This is a genomic window from Pseudonocardia sulfidoxydans NBRC 16205, from assembly GCF_007989085.1.
Classification (GTDB): Bacteria; Actinomycetota; Actinomycetes; order Mycobacteriales; family Pseudonocardiaceae; genus Pseudonocardia; species Pseudonocardia sulfidoxydans.
The window spans coordinates 1-20,302 of the sequence record NZ_BJVJ01000093.1 but is presented as its reverse complement, the minus strand read 5'-3'; the positions used below and the strand labels follow the sequence as shown (position 1 = coordinate 20,302).

Here is a 20,302-nt window from a genome sequence, read left to right as displayed (position 1 = left end):
CCGAGGTCCTTCCACGGCAGGGCGGCGGGGTCGCGCTCGGCGAACGCCTTCAGCGGCGTCCCGTCGACGATGATGTCCTCGTCGGTCGACGACACCTCGTAGGGCAGCCGGCCGAGGATCGAGTCGTACTTCAGCAGGTGCGCGAGCGTCGCGTTGTCGGTGATGTCGTTCACCGCGACGATCTCGATGTCCGTCGTCCCGGCGGCGCGCTGGGCGTCGACCGCCCGCCAGAAGTTGCGGCCGATACGACCGAATCCGTTGACGCCGACGCGAACCGTCACGAGTACCTCCCGGTAGTGGATTTCAGGCGAACCTGACGGTCAGACTATCGTCCGCGCCGGTACCGCCCTGCACCCCTCTCGGAATCGATACATGTCCTCCGACCTGCGCCGCGGGCGGGCCTCAGGCGTCCTCGAGCATCTCCGGTGTGACTGCCGACTCCGTGTCCGGGATCCCGAGGTCCGCCGCACGCTTGTCGGCCATGTGCAGCAGCCGCCGGATCCGGCCCGCCACGGCGTCCTTGGTCATGGGCGGATCGGCCAGCTGACCGAGCTCCTCCAGCGACGCCTGGGTGTGCTCCGCACGCAGCCGACCCGCGGCGAGCAGGTGCTGCGGCACGTCGTCGCCCAGGATCTCCAGCGCCCGGCTGACCCGCGCCGCCGCCGCGACGGCGGCCCGCGCCGACCGGCGCAGGTTGGCGTCGTCGAAGTTCGCGAGCCGGTTGGCCGTGGCCCGGACCTCGCGGCGCATCCGCCGCTCCTCCCAGGCCAGCACCGACGAGTGCGCACCCATGCGGGTGAGCAGCGCGCTGATCGCGTCGCCGTCGCGGACGACGACCCGGTCGGCGCCGCGCACCTCACGGGCCTTCGCCGTCACGCCGAGCCGGCGCGCCGCACCGACGAGCGCCAGCGCCGCCTCCGGGCCCGGACACGTCACCTCGAGCGCGGACGAACGGCCAGGCTCGGTGAGCGACCCGTGCGCGAGGAACGCGCCACGCCACGCCGCCTCGGCATCGGACACGTCGCCCGACACGACGGGCGGCGGCAGCCCCCGGACCGGGCGGCCACGCGCGTCGAGCAGCCCGGTCTGGCGGGCCAGCCCCTCACCGTCACGCACGACCCGGATCACGTACCGGGCGCTGCGGCGCAGCCCACCCGCCGTGATCACGTGCGCCTCGCACTGGTGCCCGTACAGGTCGTGGATCTCACGGCGCAGCCGCCGGGCCACCGATCCCGTGTCCACCTCGGCCTCGATCACCACCCGGCCACCGACGATGTGCAACCCGCCCGCGAACCGCAGCAGCGACGCCACCTCGGCCCGCCGGCACGACGGCTTGGTCACCGTCAGCCTGCTCAGCTCGTCCTTCACCGCTGACGTCATCGCCATCGGTGACACCTCCTGACCTCACGTCCTGCCGGGCTGCACGGAGTGCGCACCTCAGGTCCTCCTCTCGCCGGCTCCCGCCGCGGCACCGCGGTCCGGTCTGACCAGGACCGGACGCAGGGCCGCGGCGAGCGCTGCCGGGTCGTGCCTCGGGGCCGTGGGATCGTCCGCGGCCACCGGAGCCAGGTGCACCGTCCCGTCCGCGACGAGCATGGTGCGGGCGGCGCGGCGGAGCCGGTCGGGGACCGGGACCGCCGTCTCGTCGGCCAGCACCGCGTCGACGCGCAGGGCGGGAGCGTGCTGCGAGAGTACGTCGAGATGCTGTTCCGGCGAGAACCCGGCGGTCTCCCCCGGCTGCGGCGCCAGGTTGAGCACGACGACGCGGCGTGCGGTCGTCGACGTCAACGCCTCGCCCAGCCCGGGCACCAGCAGGTGCGGCAGCACGCTGGTGAACCACGACCCGGGGCCCAGCAGGACGACGTCGGCGTCGCGGACGGCGGCGACCGCCTCCGGGCACGGCGTCGGCCGCTCTGGGCGCAGCCACACCCGGCGCACCCGGCCCGGGGTGGACGCCACCGCGACCTGGCCGCGGATCAGCCGCACCGCACCCTGGTCGTCGTCGAGGCCGGTGACCTGGGCCTCGATCGTCAGCGGGTCGCAGCTCATGGGCAGCACGCGCCCGTGCGCACCGAGGAGGCGGCCCATCTCCGCCAGCGCGGCGACCGCGTCGCCGAGGACGTCCATCAGCCCGGCGAGCACCAGGTTGCCGACGGCGTGCCCGGCCAGCGCGCCCGTGCCGCCGAAACGGTGCTGCACGACGCGGACCCACAGGTCGTCGGGCGAACCGCCGGCAACCGCGTCGACCCCGGTGAGCGGCGCCGCCAGCGCGCACAGGGCCATCCGCAGGTCGCCCGGCGGCAGCGATCCCAGCTCGCGGCGCAGCCGACCCGACGACCCACCGTCGTCGGCGACCGTCACCACGGCCGTGATGTCGTCGACGAGGTCGCCCAGCAACCGCAGCGCCGTGAGGGTGGCGTGCAACCCGTGCCCGCCCCCCAGCGCGACGGCCCGCAGACCGCGTCCCCCGCCCTCGCTCATCGGCCGCTCATTCGCGTCCCAGGTCACGGTGCGACACGCTCACCACGACGTGCTCGGTCCCGGACAGCCGCCGCGCCAGCTCCTCGCTGATCGCGACGCTGCGGTGCTTGCCGCCGGTGCAGCCCACGGACAGCGTCAGGTACCGCTTGCCCTCGCGGCGGTAGCCCGCCCCGATCAGGGCGAGCAGCTCCAGGTAGCGCTCGATGAACTCCTCGGCGCCTTCCTGGCTCAGCACGTAGTCGCGCACCGCCTCGTCGCGCCCGGTGAACTCGCGCAGCTCCGGGATCCAGTGCGGGTTGGGCAGGAACCGCACGTCGACGACCAGGTCGGAGTCCATCGGCAGGCCGTACTTGTAGCCGAAGGACAGCACCGTCACCCGCGTCGCCGGGGACAGCTCGTCGCCGAACGTCCGCTCCAACGTGGCGCGCAGCCGCGGCACCGACATCGTCGACGTGTCGACGACGAGGTCGGCGTCCTCGCGCAGCGGGCGCAGCAGCTCCCGCTCGGCGGCGATGCCGTCGGAGAGCCGACCGTCGCCCTGCAGCGGGTGGCTGCGCCGGACCTGCTCGAAACGCCGCACCAGCACCGCGTCGGTGGCCTCCAGGAACAGCACCCGCGGCTTGTAGCCGCGTGCGTCGAGATCCTTGATGACCGCACCGAGGTCGTGGGTGAACGCGCGGCTCCGCACGTCCATCACCACGGCGATCCGGGTGATCTCGCCGCGGGACCGGGCCCCGAGGTCGACCATCGTCGCGATCAGCTCGGGCGGCAGGTTGTCGACGACGAACCAGCCCAGGTCCTCCAGCACCTTCGCCGCGGTGCTGCGCCCGGCCCCGGACAGGCCGCTGACCAGGGCGACCTCGATCCCGGCGGGAGCGGTGTCGGCCTGCGGGACGTCGCGCGACGCGCTCATCCGGCCGGCTCGTTCCCGTGCAGGGCCGCGACCACGGCCTCGGCCGTGCGCCTGCCGAGACCGGGGACCGCGGCGATCTCCTCGACGCCCGCGGCGCGCAGCTTGCGGACCGAACCGAACTGCTTGAGCAACGCCTGGCGCCGTGAGGGACCGAGTCCCGGGACGGCGTCGAGCTCGGAGACCACCATGCTCTTGGAACGACGCTGACGGTGGTAGGTGATGGCGAAGCGGTGGGCCTCGTCGCGCAGGCGCTGCAACAGGTACAGCCCCTCCGAGGTCCGCGACATGATCACCGGGTCGGGGTCGGCGGGCAGCCAGACCTCCTCCAGGCGCTTGGCCAGCCCGCACACCGCGACGTCGTCGATGCCGAGGTCCGCGAGCACCTCGGCCGCCGCCTCCACCTGGGGCGGCCCGCCGTCGACCACGAGCAGGTTCGGCGCGTACGCGAACTTCCGCGGCCGTCCGGTGGTCGGGTCGATGCCCGTCCGGACGGTCGCGGCCGCAGAGCTCGCCGTGTCCGTGATGCCCGGGGGTTCGGCGACGGGCGCCGCAGCGTTACGTGCCCGTGACCCCACGTCGCCGACCGGATCCGGGCCCGTCGCCGAGCTGTCGTTCGAACCGTTCGTCGCATTCGCGTCGTCGGCGCCGGTACCGTCGCCCGCCGTCTCCTGCAGGTAACGCTTGAAACGACGCCGCACGACCTCCGCGATCGCCGCGACGTCACCGCCCTCGGCGCCACCCTTGACCTCGAACCGGCGGTACTCCGACTTGCGCGCGAGCCCGTCCTCGAACACCACCAGCGAGGCGACGACGTCGGTGCCCTGCACGTGGCTGACGTCGATGCACTCCATGCGCAGCGGGGCCGACTCGAGCCCGAGGGCGTCCTGGATCTCCTGCAACGCCGCCGACCGCGCCGTCAGGTCGCCCGCGCGGCGCAGCTTGTGCCGCGCGAACGCCTCGGACGCGTTGCGCGCCACCGTCTCCGCCAGTGCCCGCTTGTCGCCGCGCTGGGCCACGCGCAGCTGCACGCGCGACCCGCGCAGCTCCGAGAGCCACTCCACCAGTGCCCCGGCATCGGGCGGCAGCTCGGGCACCAGGATCTCGCGCGGGACGGGCTGGTGCGCGTCGTCGGCCGCCCCGGCGAGCGCGGCCTGCTCACCGTAGAACTGGCTGACGAAGCGGCCGACGAGCTGCGGGGTGTCGGTCTGCTCGACCTTGTCGATGACCCAGCCGCGCTGCCCGCGCACCCGCCCGCCGCGCACGTGGAAGATCTGGACGGCCGCCTCCAGGTCGTCCTCGGCGAACGCGACGACGTCGGCGTCCGTGCCGTCGCCCAGCACCACGGCCTGCTTCTCCATCGCGCGGCGCAGGGCGCCGATGTCGTCGCGCAGCCGGGCGGCGCGCTCGAACTCCAGCTCCTGCGCCGCGTCCTCCATGCGGCGCTCCAGCTCGCGGACCAGCCGGTCGGTGCGGCCGGCGAGGAAGTCGCAGAAGTCGTCGACGATCCGGCGGTGCTCGTCGGCGTCCACGGTGCCGACGCACGGTGCGCTGCACTTGTCGATGTAGCCGAGCAGGCAGGGGCGGCCCATCTGGCCGTGCCGGCGGAACACACCGGCGCTGCACGTACGGGCCGGGAACACCCGCAGCAGCAGGTCGAGGGTCTCGCGGATCGCCCAGGCGTGGGCGTAGGGCCCGAAGTAGCGCACGCCCTTGCGCCGCGGCCCCCGGTAGACGTGCAGCCGCGGGTACTCCTCGTTCAACGTCACCGCGAGGACCGGGTAGGTCTTGTCGTCGCGGTAGCGGACGTTGAACCGCGGGTCGAACTCCTTGATCCAGTTGTACTCGAGCTGCAGCGCCTCGACCTCGGTGCCGACGACGGTCCACTCGACGGCCGTCGCCGTCGTGACCATCTGCCGCGTCCGCGGGTGCAGGTTCGACAGGTCCGCGAAGTAGGAGTTGAGCCGGCTGCGCAGGCTCTTGGCCTTGCCGACGTAGATCACGCGGCCGCGCGGGTCGGAGAAGCGGTAGACGCCCGGCTCGTCCGGGATCGAACCCGGGGCGGGGCGATACGTGGCGGGGTCCGGCATGACCACCCCAGCGTAGAACCGTCCTCGCGCACCGGCTCACCGCCGGGGTTCACGGTTCTGTCGGCCCGGGGTGGTAGGACTCGCGGTGTTCGAACAACAGTTCGGGCAGTCGCTGGTCGAAAAGGGGGGCGCGACGTGACCGAGGTCGTCGACGACGCCGTGCGGGGCCGCCGGGCTGCGGACCCGGTCGCGCGCGTGCGCAAGCTGCTGGCCAAGGCCGAGCGGGCCGGCACCGAGGCCGAGGCCCGCACCTACAACGCGAAGGCGGCCGAGCTGATCGCCCGGCACGGGATCGACGCCGCGCTGCTCGCCGCCGCGTCCCCCGGCTCCGACCCGGTCGGCGGCACCCGCGTCGCGCTGGCCGACCCCTACAGCGCGGCCAAGGCGCGGTTGCTCGGCTGGACGGCGTCGGCGCTGCGCTGCCGGTGGGTCCTGCACCGGGCGGCCCGCGGCCGGGTCGCGGCCGTCACCGTGTTCGGGCACGCGTCCGACCGGGAACGGGTGGCGCTGCTGTTCGAGTCGCTGCTCCTGCAGGCCACCCGTGAGCTGGTGCGGTGCCGCCCGCCCGACGCGCGGGAGTCCGTCGCGGCCTACCGCCGGTCGTGGCTGCTGGGGTTCGCCGCGCAGGTCCACGAGCGGCTCACCGCGGCCGAGCAGGCGGCCGCGTGCATCCCCGGCGGCGGCGCCGCTCTCGTGCTCGCCGACCGGTCGGTGGCCGTCGAGCAGGCGTTCGCCGCCGCCTACCCGCACCTGGTCACGGCCCGGCGCTCCGTCCACTCGGGCAGCGGCTTCGGTGCCGGCGCGCTCGCGGCGTCGGCGGCCGACCTGGGCGGGCCGAGGCTGGCGGCAGGAGCCTCGTGAGGATCCCGGGATCAGGCCGGGAGCGCGAGCAGCCGGTCCACGCACTGGTCGAGCCGTTCGGCCCGCACGTGCGGCTGCTCCATCATCGCCGGGGGCGGGCCCTCGCCGCGCGCGACGAGCCCGGTCAGCAGGCCTGCCCGGGCCGCACCGTGCACGTCCCACGCGTGCGAGCTGACCAGCGCCGTGCGCGCCGGTTCGGCGTGCGCGACCCGGCACCCGTGGTGGTAGGCCCCCGCGGCGGGGCGCAGCCGGCCCAGGTCGTCGACGGTGATGGTGCCGCGCAGATAGGTGCGCAGACCCGAGCGGTCCAGCGCGTCGGCCAGCACCCGCTCGTTGCCGTAGCCGAACGCGTACACCGCCACCTTCGCCCGGGTCAGCGCCATCAGCGCGAGCTCGGCGTCCGGCTGGGGCGGCAGCGAGGCGAAGCCGCTCATCACGTGGTCGAGCGCTTCCTCCGACAGCTTGTGGCCGGTCGTCGCCCGCAGCGCCTCGCGCACGTAGGAGCCGAACGCGCCGTCGGCGCCCGCCATGCTGAAGGCGATCCCGTCGCGCATGGCGCGGGCCAGGAAGACGTCGCACTCCAGCTCGTGGCGGCCGACGTCGACGAACCGAGACCGCAGCACGTCGACGCGCAGCGTCGTGTCGTAGATGTCGAGCAGGACGGCTCGGGGCCGCTGGGCGGGCGCACGGCCCGCCGGGGGCGGCGACGATCCCGCGGACATCGACCCACCCACCTCTCAGCCGGGCCGGCCGCGCTGCCGGCGGAGCACCACCGTACCGGCCCGGTCACCGTCGGCCGGCGCAACGACGCGGATCGGCCAGGAGCCTCTGCGCTTCCGCCCACCGCCGGGCGGCGGGTGTCGTCAGCCGCGGGTGTCGGGTTCGGTGGACGTGCCGTCGTCGGTCACGGCCTCGTCGGTCACGGCCTCGTCGGTCACGGCCTTCCCGGTCACGGCCTCGTCGCTCACGGCCTCGTCCGGGGCGGCCTCCTGCCGGGCAGCGGCGAGGCGCGCGTGGGCGGCGTTGCGCAGGGCGCGGAGCTCGCGGATGCCCTCGACGGCGTACATGCGGTCGACGGCCTGCACCGCCAGCACCGGCAGGTACTCGTCGTCGGGGAGGTCGAGCCGCGCCCAGCTGGCCCCGTCGGGAAAGGCGATGCCCACGATCTCGCCCCATCCGAAGCGCCGGGTCTGCAGGATGTTGCGGACCTCGATCCCCTCGGCGTCGGCGCGGACCCGCGGCCGGGCCAACAGGAGCAGACCGGCGGCGATGAGCAGGCCGAGCAGCACCATCGACACCTGGTCGGCGAAGCGGAAGTACACACCGGTGTCGGTGTTGCGCAGCACGATCGCGATGGCGACGAACAGCGCCACCACCAGGACCGAGCCGATCCACGCCAGCCGCAGCACACGGCGGGGCCGCAGCGTGATCGACGGCGTGCTCTGCCGGGCGACGGCCGACACGGTGTCCTCCTCCGGGGTGCCCACCCGCTGCGGGCTCACCGCGACGCCGCCAGGCCCCGCAGCACCAGCGCGGTGTGCAGGGCCGCGACCGTCGCCTCGGCGCCCTTGTCCTCGGCCGAGCCCGGCGCACCCGAGCGGTCGACCGCCTGCTCGACGGTGTTGCAGGTGAGTACGCCGTTGCCCACGGGCACGCCCTCGTCGAGGGAGACCCGGGTGAGACCGGCGGTGACGGCGTCGCAGACGTACTCGAAGTGCGGGGTGCCGCCGCGGATCACCACGCCGAGCGCGACGACGGCGTCGTGGGTGCGGGCGAGCGCCTGGCACACCACGGCCAGCTCGATCGTGCCGCTGACCCGCACGACGGTCGGGACCGCTCCGGCCTTCTCCGCGGTCGCGACCGCGCGCTCCAGGAGCAGGTCGGTGATCTCCGCGTGCCAGCTCGCGGCGACGATGCCGACGCGCAGGCCGTCCGCCCCTTCGAGGTCACCGAGATCGACGGGCCGTCCCTCACCACTCATGGGCCCCATCCTGCCCCGCCGCCGTCGTGCCCGGCCACGCGCCCCGGGACGACCGCGGCCGCGCACCCCGTCGTGGGGTGCGCAGCCGGGTCGTGGTCGGTCGCCGGACTCGGGGCGGCGGCGCGGGTCAGTAGCCGGAGCCGCCCGCGGCCCCCTCGGCGGCGTCGCCGAGACCCGGGAGCTCGTGGCCCATGCGGTCGCGCTTGGTCCGCAGGTACCGGAGGTTCTCCGGGGTGGGGCGCACCGGCATGGGGACGCGGCCGTTGATGGTGAGGCCGTAGCCCTCCAGCCCGGCCCGCTTCTCCGGGTTGTTGGTGAGCAGCCGCATGCTGCGCACGCCCAGGTCGGCGAGGATCTGGGCGCCGATGCCGTAGTCGCGGGCGTCGGCGGGCAGGCCCATGGCCAGGTTGGCGTCGACGGTGTCGGCGCCGGCCTCCTGCAGCTGGTAGGCCTGCAGCTTGTGCAGCAGGCCGATCCCGCGGCCCTCGTGCCCGCGCATGTAGAGCACGATGCCGCGGCCCTCGGCGGCGACGGCCTCGAGGGCGGCGTCGAGCTGGGGACCGCAGTCGCAGCGCAGCGAGCCCAGGACGTCACCGGTGAGGCACTCGGAGTGGACGCGCACGAGCACGTCCTCGCCGTCGCCCTCCGGGGTGGCGACGTCGCCGACGACCATCGCGATGTGCTCGATGCCGTCGAGCAGCGAGTCGTAGCCGTACGCGACGAAGTCGCCGTGCGCGGTGGGGATGCGGGCCTGCGCGACACGGACGACGTGCTTCTCGAAGCGCCGCCGGTAGGCGATCAGGTCGGCGATCGTGATGAGGGTGAGCTCGTGGTCCTCGGCGAACACGCGCAGCTCGTCGCCGCGGGCCATGTCGGTCTCGTCCTTCTGCGAGACGATCTCGCAGAGCGCACCGGCGGGTGCCAGCCCGGCCATCCGGGCCAGGTCGACGGCGGCCTCGGTGTGTCCGGGGCGGCGCAGCACACCGCCCTCGCGGGCCCGCAACGGCAGCACGTGCCCGGGGCGGACGAGGTCGCCGGGCGTGGCCTCGGGGTCGGCCAGCACGCGGATCGTGTGGGCGCGGTCCGCGGCGGAGATGCCCGTCGACACGCCCTGTTTGGCGTCGACCGTCACCGTGAACGCGGTCCGGAAGTTGTCGCTGTTCGTGTGGTGCATCGGGGGCAGGTCGAGCCGGTCACAGTCGGAGTCGGTGAGCGCGACGCACACGTAGCCGGAGGTGTAGCGCACCGTGAACGACACGAGCTCGGGCGTCGCCTTCTCGGCGGCGAAGATGAGGTCGCCCTCGTTCTCGCGGTCCTCGTCGTCGACCACGACGACGGGCTTGCCCTCGGCCAGGTCGGCCACCGCCCGCTCGATCAGTTCGAACGCGCGACGCCGGTCGGCCGCCGTCGTTCCGGCGCTGCTGCTCGCCACGTCGCTCACTGGTTCCCTGCCTCCTCACCGGCGTCGTGCCGGTATGCGACCGTCAGCCGCTCAACGTATTTGGCGACGACATCGACCTCGATGTTGACGGTATCCCCCGCGGCCCGGATCCCGAGTGTGGTGTCCGCCAAAGTCGTCGGGATGAGTGCCACGGTGAAGGTGTCGCCGTCGGTGGCGGCGACCGTCAGCGACACGCCGTCGACACAGATGGAGCCCTTCTCCACGACGTACCGGGACAGCTCGGGGGGCAGGCTGAACCGCACCTCGTCGCTGCGCTCGCCGGGGGTGCGCCCGAGCAGGGTCGCGACGCCGTCGACGTGGCCCTGCACGATGTGCCCGCCGAGCCGGCCGCCCGCGGGCAGCGCGCGTTCGAGGTTGACCTTGGAACCCGCGGCGGCAGCGCCCAGCGAGGTGCGCTTGAGCGTCTCGGGGACGAGCTCCAGACGGAAGCGGTCGTCCGCGGCCTCGTCGTCGACCACGGTGAGACAGCAGCCGTTGACGGCGATCGAGTCGCCGTGCGCGGCGTCGGACGACACCCGCGGGCCACGGACGGTGAGCACGACGACGTCGGCGTCGTGCCGTACGTCGACGATCTCGCCGACCTCTTCGACGATCCCGGTGAACATCTCCGGACGTCCTTCCTCGTTCAGGGCCCGCTGCCGTCCGGGGTGCTCCCGGACCGGTCCGCGGGCCGCGGGGCCGACACCGTCGCGACGACCTGCCCGTCCGCCGCCCCGGCCGGGGCGGCGGCGCCGGGCGCGGCGCCGACCAGTGCGTCGATCAGGATGTCGCCCCCCACCAGTTCCACACGTGCCACGTGCAACCGCAGGATGTCACCGATCGTTCCCACGCCTGCATCACCCAGTGCGGCGGCCCCGGCACCGAGCAGTGCGGGTGCGACGTGCGCGAGCACCCGGTCGACCCGGCCCGCCGCGAGGAACGCCCCCGCGAGTCGCGGGCCGCCCTCGAGCAGCACGTCGACGACGCCGCGTGCGTGCAGCGCGGCGATCACCTCGTCCGGGTCGTGGGTGCGGACGTGCAGGACGTCGGGGGCGTCGAGGTGCGAGCCGGGGGCGACGTCGCGCAGCCCGGCGACGACCCGCAGCGGCTGGCGGGCCAGCGGGGTGCCGTCGACGTCGCGTGCGGTGAGGGCCGGGTCGTCGGCCAGCGCGGTCCCGGTGCCGACGACGACGGCGTCGCTGGTGGCGCGCAGCGTGTGGACGCGGGCGCGGGCGGCGGGTCCGGTGATCCAGCGGCTGGTGCCGTCGGCGGCGGCGCTGCGCCCGTCGAGGGTCGCGGCGAACTTCCAGGTGACGTGCGGGCGGCCGGTGCGCTGGGCGTGGAGCCACGCCCGTAGCGGTCCGGCGGCGACGGCGTCGACGATGTCGGGAGCGAGTGTCCCGACCGTCACGGTGAGCCCGGCGGCGCGCAGGGCCTCGGCGCCACCTGCGGCGACGGGGTTCGGGTCGGCGACGGCGACGTGTACGGCGGCGATGCCCGCGGCGCGCAGCGCGTCGGTGCAGGGCGGGGTGCGTCCGTGGTGGGCGCAGGGTTCGAGGGTGACGACGGCGGTACCGCCACGGGCCCGCTCCCCCGCCTGGGCGAGGGCGACGACCTCGGCGTGCGGGCCGCCGGGCGGCGCGGTGGCGCCGACCCCGGCGACGGTCCCGTCGGCGGCGAGGACGACGCACCCGACGGGCGGGTTGGGGCTGGTCGTGCCGTGCACCCGGGCCGACGCCGCGAGCGCGATCCGCATGGCGTCGTCGGGCCCGACCGGGCCGGCCGGCGTGGGGCCGGCCGGGGTGGGGCCGGCGGGGGTGAGGCGGGTCACGGTGCCGCCCGGTCACACCGGTGGCGGACGGCGCCCGACGTCCGGGCCGCGCCCGTCACCGATGTGGAGATCATGCCGAGGCCCACCGCTTCGGGTCGGCCTCGACGACCTGGCTGCGCAGCGCCTGGACGGCCCGCAGCGGGTCGTCGGCGCCGTAGACGGCCGAGCCCGCGACGAAGCAGTCGACACCGGCCTCGGCGGCCTGCTCGACGGTGTCGGAGTTGATGCCGCCGTCGATCTCGACGAGCACGGTGAGGTGCCCGGTGTCGACGAGGCGACGCGCCGTGCGGACCTTGTCGAGCACCTCGGGGATGAACGACTGGCCGCCGAACCCGGGCTCGACGCTCATGATCAGCAGCGTGTCGTAGTGCTTGAGGGTGTCGAGGTGGTCCTCGAGCGGGGTGCCCGGCTTGATCGACAGGCCCGCCTTGGCGCCGGCGGCGCGCAGGTTCTTGGCCAGCGCGACCGGGTCGTGGGCGGCCTCGACGTGGACGGTCACGTTGTAGGCACCGGCCTCGGCGTAGCCGGGGGCCCAGCGGTCGGGGTCCTCGATCATGAGGTGGCAGTCCAGCGGAACGTCCGTCGCCTTGAGCAGCGACTGGACGATCGGCAGGCCCAGGGTGAGGTTCGGCACGAAGTGCGCGTCCATGACGTCGATGTGGAGCCAGTCGGCTCCCTCACCGGGTGCGCCGGTGACCACGTCGGCTTCGTCGGCGAGACGGGCGAAGTCGGCGGAGAGCATGCTGGGGGCGATCAGGGGATGCACCCCTCAGAGGCTACTGGTGAGCCGGTGCCGGGCACACACGTGTGGGCGATGTCCCGCAACGGTTTCGTGGACCGGCGCAACCTCACCTGCCCGGTCACCGTACAGGGGGATCAGCGCACCCGCCGCAGCAGTGTAATGAACATCGCGTCGGTGCCGTGGCGGTGCGGCCACAGCTGCACGGCTGGCCCGTCGCCGAGGTCCGGCACCCCCGGGAAGAACTCCCGCGCGTCGAGCCGCTCGACGTCGTCGCGGCGGCGCAGCACGGCCGTCACCACGCCCGCGGTCTCCGACAGGTGCGGCGAGCAGGTCACGTAGCCGACGACCCCGCCGGGGCGCACGTGCCGCAGCGCCGCCGTGAGCAGCTCACGCTGCAGCCGCGCCAGCCCGGCGACGTCCTCGGGGCTGCGCCGCCAGCGCGCCTCCGGACGCCGCCGCAGCGCGCCGAGCCCGGTACAGGGCGCGTCGACCAGCACCCGGTCGAACTCGCCGTCGGGCAGCGGGGCCTCGCGGCCGTCGGCGGTGTGGACGGTGACGGGCAGCCCGTCGACGGCGCGGCGGACCAGGTCGGCGCGGTGCTCGGACTGCTCGACCGCGTCGACGGTGCCGCCGTCGAGGGCGGCGAGCCCACCGAGCAGCGTGGCCTTGCCCCCGGGGCCGGCGCACAGGTCGAGCCAGCGGCCGGTGTCGTCGCCGGTGAGCTCGGCCCGGGTGAGGGCGAGCGCGACGAGCTGGCTGCCCTCGTCCTGCACGGCGGCGAGCCCCTCGGCGACGGCGTCGATCTCGCCGATGTCGCCGGAGCCGGGCCCGAGGTGCACCCCGTAGGGCGAGTACGGCGCCTCCGTGCCGCCCGTGACGAGCGCGAGCTCCTCGGCGGTGATCTCCCCGGGCCGGGCCAGCAGGTGCACGACGGGCCGTGCGTCGTCGGCGGCCAGGGCCGCGTCGAGCTCGGCGGTGCCGCCGAGGGCGTCGGCGAAGGCCTGCGCGATCCAGCGTGGGTGCGCGTGCACGAACGCGCTGTGCCCCAACAGGTCCTCGTCGGCGGACGGGGCGAGGCGTGCGGTCCACGCCGCCTCGTCGTGCTCGCTGACCCCGCGCAGGATGGCGTTGACGAACCCGGCCGACCGCGATCCGGCGCGGTCGCGGACGAGGTCGACGATCGTGTCGACGGCCGCGTGCGGGGGGATACGGGTGCGCAGCAGCTGGTAGGCGCCGATGCGCAACGCGTCGATCAGCGGCGGCTCGATGCGGTGCAGCGGCCGGTCCGCGCACGCGGCCACGACGGCGTCGAGCAGACCGAGCGCGCGCAGCGTCCCGTAGCCGAGCTCGGTGGCCAGTGCGGCGTCGCGGTCGCGCAGCCGGAACCGGCGCAGGATCGCGGGCATGGCCAGGTTGGCGTAGGCGTCGCGCTCGCGGACGACGGTGAGCAGCTCGTGCGCGGCCGCGCGGGCCGGGTCGACGCTGATCGGCCGCGACGGACCGCTGCGGCCACGGGGCGGACCGGCGTTGCGGCGCGGCCCGCCGCCACGCCGGCGGTCTCCGGTCGACCGCCGCGGCTCGTTCACTGGACGCCCTCTCCGTCGCTGATGCGGACACCGCGCGCCCAGTCGGGTGCGGACATCGCCTTCTTGCCGACCGGCCGGACCTCGCCCAGCTCCACCGGCACCGTCGCGGTGCCGACCAGCACCCGCTTCTTCTCCACGTGCAGCGCGCCCGGGGCGAGCGTGATCTCCCCGGTGCGGACGGGCCGCACCGGACCCAGCCCGAGCCGCTGCTCGCGAAACGTCGTCCAGGCGCCGGGCTCGGGTGTCACCGACCGCACGAGCCGGTCGGTCGCCACCGCGGGCACCGACCAGTCGACGCGCGCGTCAGCCACGGTCACCTTGGGCGCCAACGAGATCCCGTCCACCGGCTGGGGTACCGCGGTGACGGTACCGTCGGCGATCCCGTCGAGGGTGGCGACGAGCAGCGCCGCCCCGCTCACCGCGAGCCGGCCCAGCAGGGCGCCGGAGGTGTCGGTCTCCCCCACCGTCTCGGTGACGACGCCGTAGGTCGGGCCGGTGTCGAGACCCTGCTCGAGGCGGAACGTGGTGGCGCCGGTGACGTCGTCGCCGTGCCGGATCGCGGCCTGCACCGGTGCCGCGCCCCGCCACGCCGGCAGCAACGAGAAGTGCAGGTTGACCCAGCCGTGGGCGGGGATGTCGAGGGCCGCGCGCGGCACCAGCGCACCGTAGGCGACGACCGGCGCGCAGTCGGGGGCCAGCTCGGCCAGCGTCGCGAGGAACTCCGGCTCCGACGGCTTACGCGGCGTGAGGACGGGGATTCCGGCCTCGTCGGCCAGCGCGCCGACCGGCGAGCGCTGCAGCGTCCGCCCCCGGCCCGCGGGGGCGTCGGGACGGGTGAGGACGGCGACGACGTCGTGGCGGGGTGAGTCGATCAGCGCGCGCAGCGACGGCACCGCCGGCTCCGGGGTGCCCGCGAACAGCAGCCGCACTAGCGCGCCCGGCCGAACATCGGGTGCGGGCTCACCTTGACGACGGGCTCGCGCTCGGAGAACCACTCGGCGGCGCGGATCTCGGCCATCGCGAGCTTGCGCGTCTCGGCATCGAGGCGGTCGACGAACAGCACCCCGTCGAGATGGTCGGTCTCGTGCTGGATGCAGCGCGCCAGCAGCTGTGAGCCCTCGATCGTGACCGGCTCGCCGTGCATGTCCCACCCGCGGGCGACGACGTGCAGGTGCCGGCGGCAGTCCCAGCTCAGACCCGGGATCGACAGGCAGCCCTCGGGGCCGACCTGGTCCTCGTCACCCACCGCGTCGAACGTCGGGTTGATCAGGTGCCCGGAGAACTCGTCGCAGTCGTAGGTGAACACCCGCAGCCCGACGCCGATCTGCGGCGCGGCCAGGCCGGCGCCGCCCTCGTCGTGCATGGTGTCGGTGAGGTCGGCGACGAGCTTGCGCAGCTCCGCGTCGAAGGTCGTGACCTCGACGGCGGGACTGCGCAGCACCGGGTCGCCGAAGAGCCTGACGGGCTGGACGGTCACGGAGCTCCCTGAAACGTGGAACGGACCGCTCGATTCTGCCACGCAGCCGTTTCGCGCCCCTTCCGCGCCGGTCGACGCCGGTCAGTCGATCTGCAGGGGGTCCATCCGGACGCGCACGGGATCGGCGGCCTTCCGCGCGCTGCGGGTGGCCTGGGCGGCGGCGAGCGTCGTGGCCAGGCCGCGGCCCCGGGCGCGCGGAACCCGCAGCAGCGCCCGTTCCTTCGGCTCGTCCCCCGGCGCGCCGCCCTCGACCTCGACGGGGCCCAGCACCTCGGCGCCGTCGCGTTCGGCGGCGTCGGCGATCTCCGCCACGGCCGCGGCCGGCCCCTCGACCGACGCCATCCGCACCGCGGGTGGGAACCCGACCTCGGCGCGCGCCGCGAGCTCGGCCGCCGCGTGCCCGGCCGGGTCCCACCGCACCAGCGCCTGCACGACGGGCACCCCCGCCTCCTCCACGACGACCACCCGGCCACCGTCGCCGTGCGGCACCACCAGCGCCGCCGCCGCGAGCCAGCGCCGCAACGTCTCCTCCGCGACCCGCAGGTCCGGTCGCGACAACATCGCCCAGCCGTCGAGCAGCAGCGCCGCGCCGTACCCGCCCTCGGCCGGTGGCTCGGCCCCCGGGGTCGCGACGACGATCCCCGGCCCCGCGCCGACCCCGGCGAGGACGTCGGTGCCGCCGCCGGACTGGCGCACCCCGACGCCGGGGAACGCCCGGCCCAGCTCCTCGGCCGTGCGCCGCGACCCCGTCACCGACGCGCGCAACGCCCGACCGCCGCAGCCCCCGCACCGGTACGACGACTCGACGCGGCCGCACCAGCGGCAGTGCGGCAGCCCCGGCGCGCCGTCGGCGCCCGTCCCCGACGGCAGCGCCAACGGTCCCGCGCAGTGCCGGCACCGCGCGCTCTCCCGGCACCGGCTGCACGACAGCCACGGCACATAGCCCGCCCGCGGCACCTGCACCAGCACCGGACGACCCGCCTTCAGCGCGGCCCGCGCCGCCTCGAACGCGATCGCCGGGATCCGCGCGACGCGCGCGTCCGGGTCGCGGGCCACCGCACCGGCCGTGTCCTCCAGCGCCGTCACCCGGGGCATCGCCGCCCGCAACGTGGCCCGGTCGGCGACGATCTCGCTGGCCCAGCCCGACTCGACCAGCAGCTGCGCCTCCGCCGTCCGCGCGTACCCGGCGACCAGCAGCGCCGCCCCCACCGCGTGGGCCCGCAGCACCAGCACGTCGCGGACCTGCGGGTACGGTGCCCGCGGCTCGGAGTGGGAGTCGTCGCCGTCGTCCCACACCGCGACCAGCCCGAGGTCGGCGAGCGGCGCGAACGCCGCCGACCGCGTGCCGACGACGACCCGCACCCCGCCGCGCAGCACCCGCAGCCAGCGCACGTAGCGCTCGGCGGGACCGAGGTCGGCCGACAACGCGACCACACCGTCGTCGCCGAAGCGGGCGACGCACGCGGCGTGCAGCGTGTCGACGTCGCGCTGGTCGGGGACGACCAGCAGCGCCCCGCGCCCGGTGGCGACGGTCGCCGCGGCGGCCTCGGCGAGCCGCGTCGCCCACTGCTCCCCGGGCAGCACCTGCCAGACGGCGTGCGCGGCCCGGCCGGCGCCGAGGGCGGACAGGAACGCCGTGCCGCGGGGATACCGGGCCCACCCGTCCGTGCCGGCGTCGGCGGCGGGCCCGTGGTCCCCACGGCCGTCGACCGGTTCCGGCGCGCGGCGGGCCTCGGCGCGCGCGTGCCGCGGCGGGACCGCGAGGCGCACGACGTCGGCGAACACGCCCGCGTACCGGTCGGCGACCGCCCGGCACAGCGCCGCGACCTCCGCCGTCAGCACCGGCTCCGGCGAGACGACCTTCTCCACCCAGGCCAGCTTCCCGCCGTGACCCGACTCCTCGACGCGTTCCAGCAGGAACCCGTCGACGAGGCGGCCCGCGAACCGCACCCGCAGCCGCACCCCGGGCACGGCGGCCTCGTCGAGGTGCGTGGGGACCCGGTAGTCGAAGGGCCGGTCGAGATGCGCGAGCGGGACGTCGACAGCGACCCTGGCCACCGGTGCCACCGGTGCCGGCTCCCACTCGCCGCGCGCGGCGGCGCGCCGCCGGGTCCCCGGCGCGGCGGCACGGGTCGCGGCGGTCGGGGTCCCCGCGGGTCCGGCCACCCGATCACCCTGGCATCCGCCCCCGACGGTTCCAGCCCTGCCCCCTCGTGGACGACACCACCGCCCCCGCGCGTCGGAGAAACGGGGTGTGACCTGGGACCGGCCTCCGACACGCGGGCTCGGCGCTTGCGACACTGGACGCATGGACCCCGCCACCTCCCCCGTCCCCGGCGCCACCGACCTGCTCGTGGTCGGCGCCGGGCCCGCGGGATCCGCCGCCGCGGCGTGGGCCGCGCGACTCGGCATCGACGTCGTCCTCGCCGACGCCGCGGTCTTCCCCCGCGACAAGCCCTGCGGCGACGGTCTCACCCCGCGCGCGGTCGCCGAGCTCGACCGGCTCGGGCTCGCGGAGTGGCTGCGCGGACACGGCTCCAACCGCGGGCTGCGGGCGGCCGGGTTCGGCCAGGTCCTGGAGCTCCCCTGGCCAGGGAAGTCGTTGCCCGCCAACGGTTCCGCCGTTCCCCGCACCGAGCTGGACGCCCGCGTCCGCCAGGTCGCCCTCGACTCCGGCGCGGTCCCGATGGAGGGTGCGAAGGCCGTCGACGTCGAGTGGGACGGCGAGCGGATCAGCGGGGTCGTCTTCACTCTGGCCGACGGCACGTCCACGACGGTGCGCTGCGAACGCGTCGTCGTCGCCGACGGGCACCGCTCCACCCTCGGCCGGGTCCTGGGCCGGGTGTGGCACAAGGACACCGCGTACGGCGTCGCCGCCCGCGCCTACATCCGGTCCGGCCGCCACGACGACCCCTGGATCTCCTCGCACCTGGAGCTGCGCGGCACCCAGGACGAGGTCCTCGCCGGCTACGGCTGGGTGTTCCCGCTCAACAACGGCGAGGTCAACATCGGCGTCGGCACCCTCGCCACCGACAAGCGGCCCGCCAACATCCAGCTCCGCGCCCTCATCGACCTCTACACCGCCGCCCGCCGCGACGACTGGCAGCTCGAGGGCGAGCTGCGGATGCGGTCGTCGGCGCTGCTGCCCATGGGCGGCGCCGTCTCGGGCGTCGCCGGGCCCAACTGGGGCCTGATCGGCGACGCCGCCGGCTGCATCAACCCGCTCAACGGCGAAGGCATCGACTACGGCCTGGAGACCGGCCGCGTCCTCGCCGAGCTCATGACCGGTGAGAAGGACCTCGCCCGCGCCTGGCCCGCGACGCTGCGCGAGCACTACGGGCAGGCGTTCTCCATCGCCCGCCGTCTCGCCGGGCTGCTCACGTTGCCGAGGCTGCTGCCGCTGGCCGGCCCGGTCGGGATGCGCTCACGCGCGCTGATGACGGTAGCGCTGCGCGTGATGGGCAACCTCGTCACCGAGGAGGACCGCGACCTCACCGCGCGGGCGTGGCGGGCCGCGGGCCGGCTGTCGAGCCGGTTCGACGACCGGCCCCCGTTCCCCGCCGCCGACCTGCGCCGGGCGTGAGGCCCGTCAGTCCGCTGCTCAGGACGAGGGCTGGGGGACCGTGCAGTCGATGCGCGGGTTGACCCCGACGTAGTTGAGCGGCCCGACGACGATCGTCAGCAGGGTGGTGCCCACCCCCGTGCAGGAGGCGTCGCTGCCGCCGAAGTAGCCGCGTTGGTAGGCGGCGAACGCGCCGACGATCAACCACAGCACGACGAGCACAGCCAGGATGCGCACTACGGCCTCCGCGGGGTCTCGCGCCGGGACGGACACATCGGACGGTCCACGGAGCGTAGCGGCGCACCCGAGATCCGGCAGCGCAGAAGACCGCGCGCAACCCCACTGCTGCCGACGCCCCGCCCGAGGACCGCCAGGTTGCGCCCGACACCCCGGCCGCAACCCCACTGCTCCCGACACCCCGCCCGAGGAACGCCGGATTGCGCCCGACACCCCGGCCGCAACCCCGGCGCGCGCCCGCGCGGCAGGTCGCGGGGGGAGCGTCAGAGGTTGACCTGGTCGTGGCGGGCGTAGAACTCGCGCCACTCCTCCTCGTCGAGCTCCCGGCCCTCGTCGCGGATGGCGCGCAGCTCGGTGAAGAAGTTCTCCCGCGCGATACCCGGCGCGAAGAGGATGAGGAACGCCGTCTCGACGTCGGCGTCGTTGCGGAACGCGTGCACCCCGGTCTCGCCGACGTGCACGTAGTCGCCCGGTGCGTAGGGGGCCCAGCGTTCCCCGTCGAAGATCGTCAGCGCGCCTTCGAGCACGTAGAACGACTCGGAGAAGGTGGCGTGCACGTGCGGGCCGGGGCCGGGGCTGCCCGGCGCCATCCGGTACTCGAACAGCCCGAACCGCCCGCCGGTCACCGACCCCGGCGCGACGAACCGCACCGAGGGCAGCCCGGCCAGGTCGGGCGGGTCGTCGCCACGCGAGACGACGACCCGCCCGGCCGGGTCGGGGAAACTCACGCGCCGGCGGCGGACTTCAGTGCGTCGGCGCGCGAGGTCGACTCCCACGGCAGCTCGACGTCGGTGCGACCGAAGTGCCCGTACGCCGCGGTCTGCGCGTAGATGGGGCGCAGCAGGTCGAGGTCGCGGATGATCGCGGCCGGGCGCAGGTCGAAGACCTCGTCGATGGCGGCCTGGATGCGGGCCGGGGCGACGTTCTCGGTGCCGAAGGTCTCCACGAACAGGCCGACGGGCGCAGCCTTGCCGATGGCGTAGGCGACCTGGACTTCGATCCGGTCGGCGAGGCCGGCGGCGACGACGTTCTTCGCGACCCACCGCATGGCGTAGGCGGCGGAGCGGTCGACCTTCGACGGGTCCTTGCCGGAGAAGGCGCCG

Annotated in this window: 21 protein-coding genes; 2 read left to right on the top strand and 19 right to left on the bottom strand. The window is 75.1% G+C overall.

The genetic code is table 11. The features are described 5' to 3' along the window. The 5 genes from PSU4_RS27350 to uvrC all read right to left on the bottom strand — a co-directional run. A partial coding sequence (locus PSU4_RS27350) for a glyceraldehyde 3-phosphate dehydrogenase NAD-binding domain-containing protein (RefSeq protein WP_246115381.1) occupies window positions 1–281 on the bottom strand: 281 nt, incomplete at its 3' end. A 121-nt stretch (window positions 282–402) separates the two neighbouring features. Then, complete coding sequence (whiA, locus tag PSU4_RS27345) at window positions 403–1,386, bottom strand: DNA-binding protein WhiA (protein WP_147114613.1); 984 nt, start codon at window positions 1,384–1,386, stop codon at window positions 403–405. A 51-nt stretch (window positions 1,387–1,437) separates the two neighbouring features. Next, window positions 1,438–2,481, bottom strand: a complete 1,044-nt coding sequence (locus PSU4_RS27340; RefSeq protein WP_147114610.1) for a gluconeogenesis factor YvcK family protein — start codon at window positions 2,479–2,481, stop codon at window positions 1,438–1,440. 7 nt (window positions 2,482–2,488) lie between these two features. Then, on the bottom strand, window positions 2,489–3,394 hold the full coding sequence (rapZ, locus tag PSU4_RS27335; RefSeq protein WP_147114608.1) for an RNase adapter RapZ: 906 nt from the start codon (window positions 3,392–3,394) through the stop codon (window positions 2,489–2,491). Then, the gene (gene uvrC / locus PSU4_RS27330; RefSeq protein ID WP_147114605.1) at window positions 3,391–5,481 is read right to left on the bottom strand and encodes an excinuclease ABC subunit UvrC; all 2,091 of its coding nucleotides are present in this window, start codon (window positions 5,479–5,481) and stop codon (window positions 3,391–3,393) included. The genes rapZ and uvrC overlap by 4 nt, the downstream gene beginning before the upstream one ends. 135 nt (window positions 5,482–5,616) lie before the next feature. Between uvrC and PSU4_RS27325 the strand changes: the two genes are divergently transcribed. After that, window positions 5,617–6,342: a DUF2786 domain-containing protein gene (locus PSU4_RS27325; protein WP_246115380.1), complete on the top strand. Its 726-nt coding sequence runs from the start codon at window positions 5,617–5,619 to the stop codon at window positions 6,340–6,342. An 11-nt stretch (window positions 6,343–6,353) separates the two neighbouring features. On the opposite strand, the gene PSU4_RS27320 is transcribed toward PSU4_RS27325, so the two are convergent. The 11 genes from PSU4_RS27320 to PSU4_RS27270 form a co-directional block, all read right to left on the bottom strand. Next, entirely contained in the window at window positions 6,354–7,064 is a 711-nt protein-coding gene (locus PSU4_RS27320; protein ID WP_147114603.1) for an HAD family hydrolase, read from the bottom strand. A 141-nt stretch (window positions 7,065–7,205) separates the two neighbouring features. Next, a complete protein-coding gene (locus PSU4_RS27315; protein WP_307724804.1) occupies window positions 7,206–7,829 on the bottom strand; it encodes a PH domain-containing protein in 624 nt (207 codons plus the stop codon). Between the two features lie 11 nt (window positions 7,830–7,840). Then, on the bottom strand, window positions 7,841–8,323 hold the full coding sequence (gene ribH, locus PSU4_RS27310; RefSeq protein WP_147114600.1) for a 6,7-dimethyl-8-ribityllumazine synthase: 483 nt from the start codon (window positions 8,321–8,323) through the stop codon (window positions 7,841–7,843). Between the two features lie 127 nt (window positions 8,324–8,450). Then, entirely contained in the window at window positions 8,451–9,764 is a 1,314-nt protein-coding gene (locus PSU4_RS27305) for a bifunctional 3,4-dihydroxy-2-butanone-4-phosphate synthase/GTP cyclohydrolase II (protein WP_373866103.1), read from the bottom strand. Next, complete coding sequence (locus PSU4_RS27300) at window positions 9,761–10,390, bottom strand: riboflavin synthase (RefSeq protein WP_147114598.1); 630 nt, start codon at window positions 10,388–10,390, stop codon at window positions 9,761–9,763. The genes PSU4_RS27305 and PSU4_RS27300 overlap by 4 nt, the downstream gene beginning before the upstream one ends. A 20-nt stretch (window positions 10,391–10,410) precedes the next feature. Further along, the gene (gene ribD, locus PSU4_RS27295) at window positions 10,411–11,520 is read right to left on the bottom strand and encodes a bifunctional diaminohydroxyphosphoribosylaminopyrimidine deaminase/5-amino-6-(5-phosphoribosylamino)uracil reductase RibD (protein WP_147114619.1); all 1,110 of its coding nucleotides are present in this window, start codon (window positions 11,518–11,520) and stop codon (window positions 10,411–10,413) included. 145 nt (window positions 11,521–11,665) lie between these two features. After that, on the bottom strand, window positions 11,666–12,352 hold the full coding sequence (gene rpe / locus PSU4_RS27290; protein WP_147114616.1) for a ribulose-phosphate 3-epimerase: 687 nt from the start codon (window positions 12,350–12,352) through the stop codon (window positions 11,666–11,668). 119 nt (window positions 12,353–12,471) lie between these two features. Further along, complete coding sequence (locus tag PSU4_RS27285) at window positions 12,472–13,923, bottom strand: RsmB/NOP family class I SAM-dependent RNA methyltransferase (protein WP_147114595.1); 1,452 nt, start codon at window positions 13,921–13,923, stop codon at window positions 12,472–12,474. Next, the gene (gene fmt / locus PSU4_RS27280) at window positions 13,920–14,852 is read right to left on the bottom strand and encodes a methionyl-tRNA formyltransferase (protein ID WP_147114593.1); all 933 of its coding nucleotides are present in this window, start codon (window positions 14,850–14,852) and stop codon (window positions 13,920–13,922) included. The genes PSU4_RS27285 and fmt overlap by 4 nt, the downstream gene beginning before the upstream one ends. Further along, window positions 14,852–15,400, bottom strand: coding sequence for a peptide deformylase (def, locus tag PSU4_RS27275; protein ID WP_147114591.1), 549 nt, complete (start codon window positions 15,398–15,400; stop codon window positions 14,852–14,854). Before def ends, fmt begins: the two co-directional genes overlap by 1 nt. An 81-nt stretch (window positions 15,401–15,481) precedes the next feature. Continuing rightward, a complete protein-coding gene (locus PSU4_RS27270) occupies window positions 15,482–17,566 on the bottom strand; it encodes a primosomal protein N' (RefSeq protein WP_147114588.1) in 2,085 nt (694 codons plus the stop codon). 142 nt (window positions 17,567–17,708) lie between these two features. On the opposite strand from PSU4_RS27270, the gene PSU4_RS27265 reads away from it, so the two are divergent. Continuing rightward, complete coding sequence (locus PSU4_RS27265; RefSeq protein WP_147114585.1) at window positions 17,709–18,983, top strand: geranylgeranyl reductase family protein; 1,275 nt, start codon at window positions 17,709–17,711, stop codon at window positions 18,981–18,983. Between the two features lie 18 nt (window positions 18,984–19,001). Here PSU4_RS27265 and PSU4_RS27260 read toward each other — a convergent pair whose 3' ends face one another. From PSU4_RS27260 to PSU4_RS27250, 3 genes are all read right to left on the bottom strand, one after another. Continuing rightward, window positions 19,002–19,199 carry a hypothetical protein gene (locus tag PSU4_RS27260; RefSeq protein ID WP_147114581.1) on the bottom strand — a complete coding sequence of 66 codons (198 nt, stop codon included), beginning with the start codon at window positions 19,197–19,199 and terminating at the stop codon, window positions 19,002–19,004. Window positions 19,200–19,462: 263 nt separating this feature from the next. Continuing rightward, window positions 19,463–19,927, bottom strand: a complete 465-nt coding sequence (locus PSU4_RS27255; RefSeq protein ID WP_147114576.1) for a cupin domain-containing protein — start codon at window positions 19,925–19,927, stop codon at window positions 19,463–19,465. Beyond that, on the bottom strand, window positions 19,924–20,302 hold a 379-nt coding region (locus PSU4_RS27250), incomplete at its 5' end, for a methionine adenosyltransferase domain-containing protein (protein WP_186817212.1). The genes PSU4_RS27250 and PSU4_RS27255, both read right to left, overlap by 4 nt.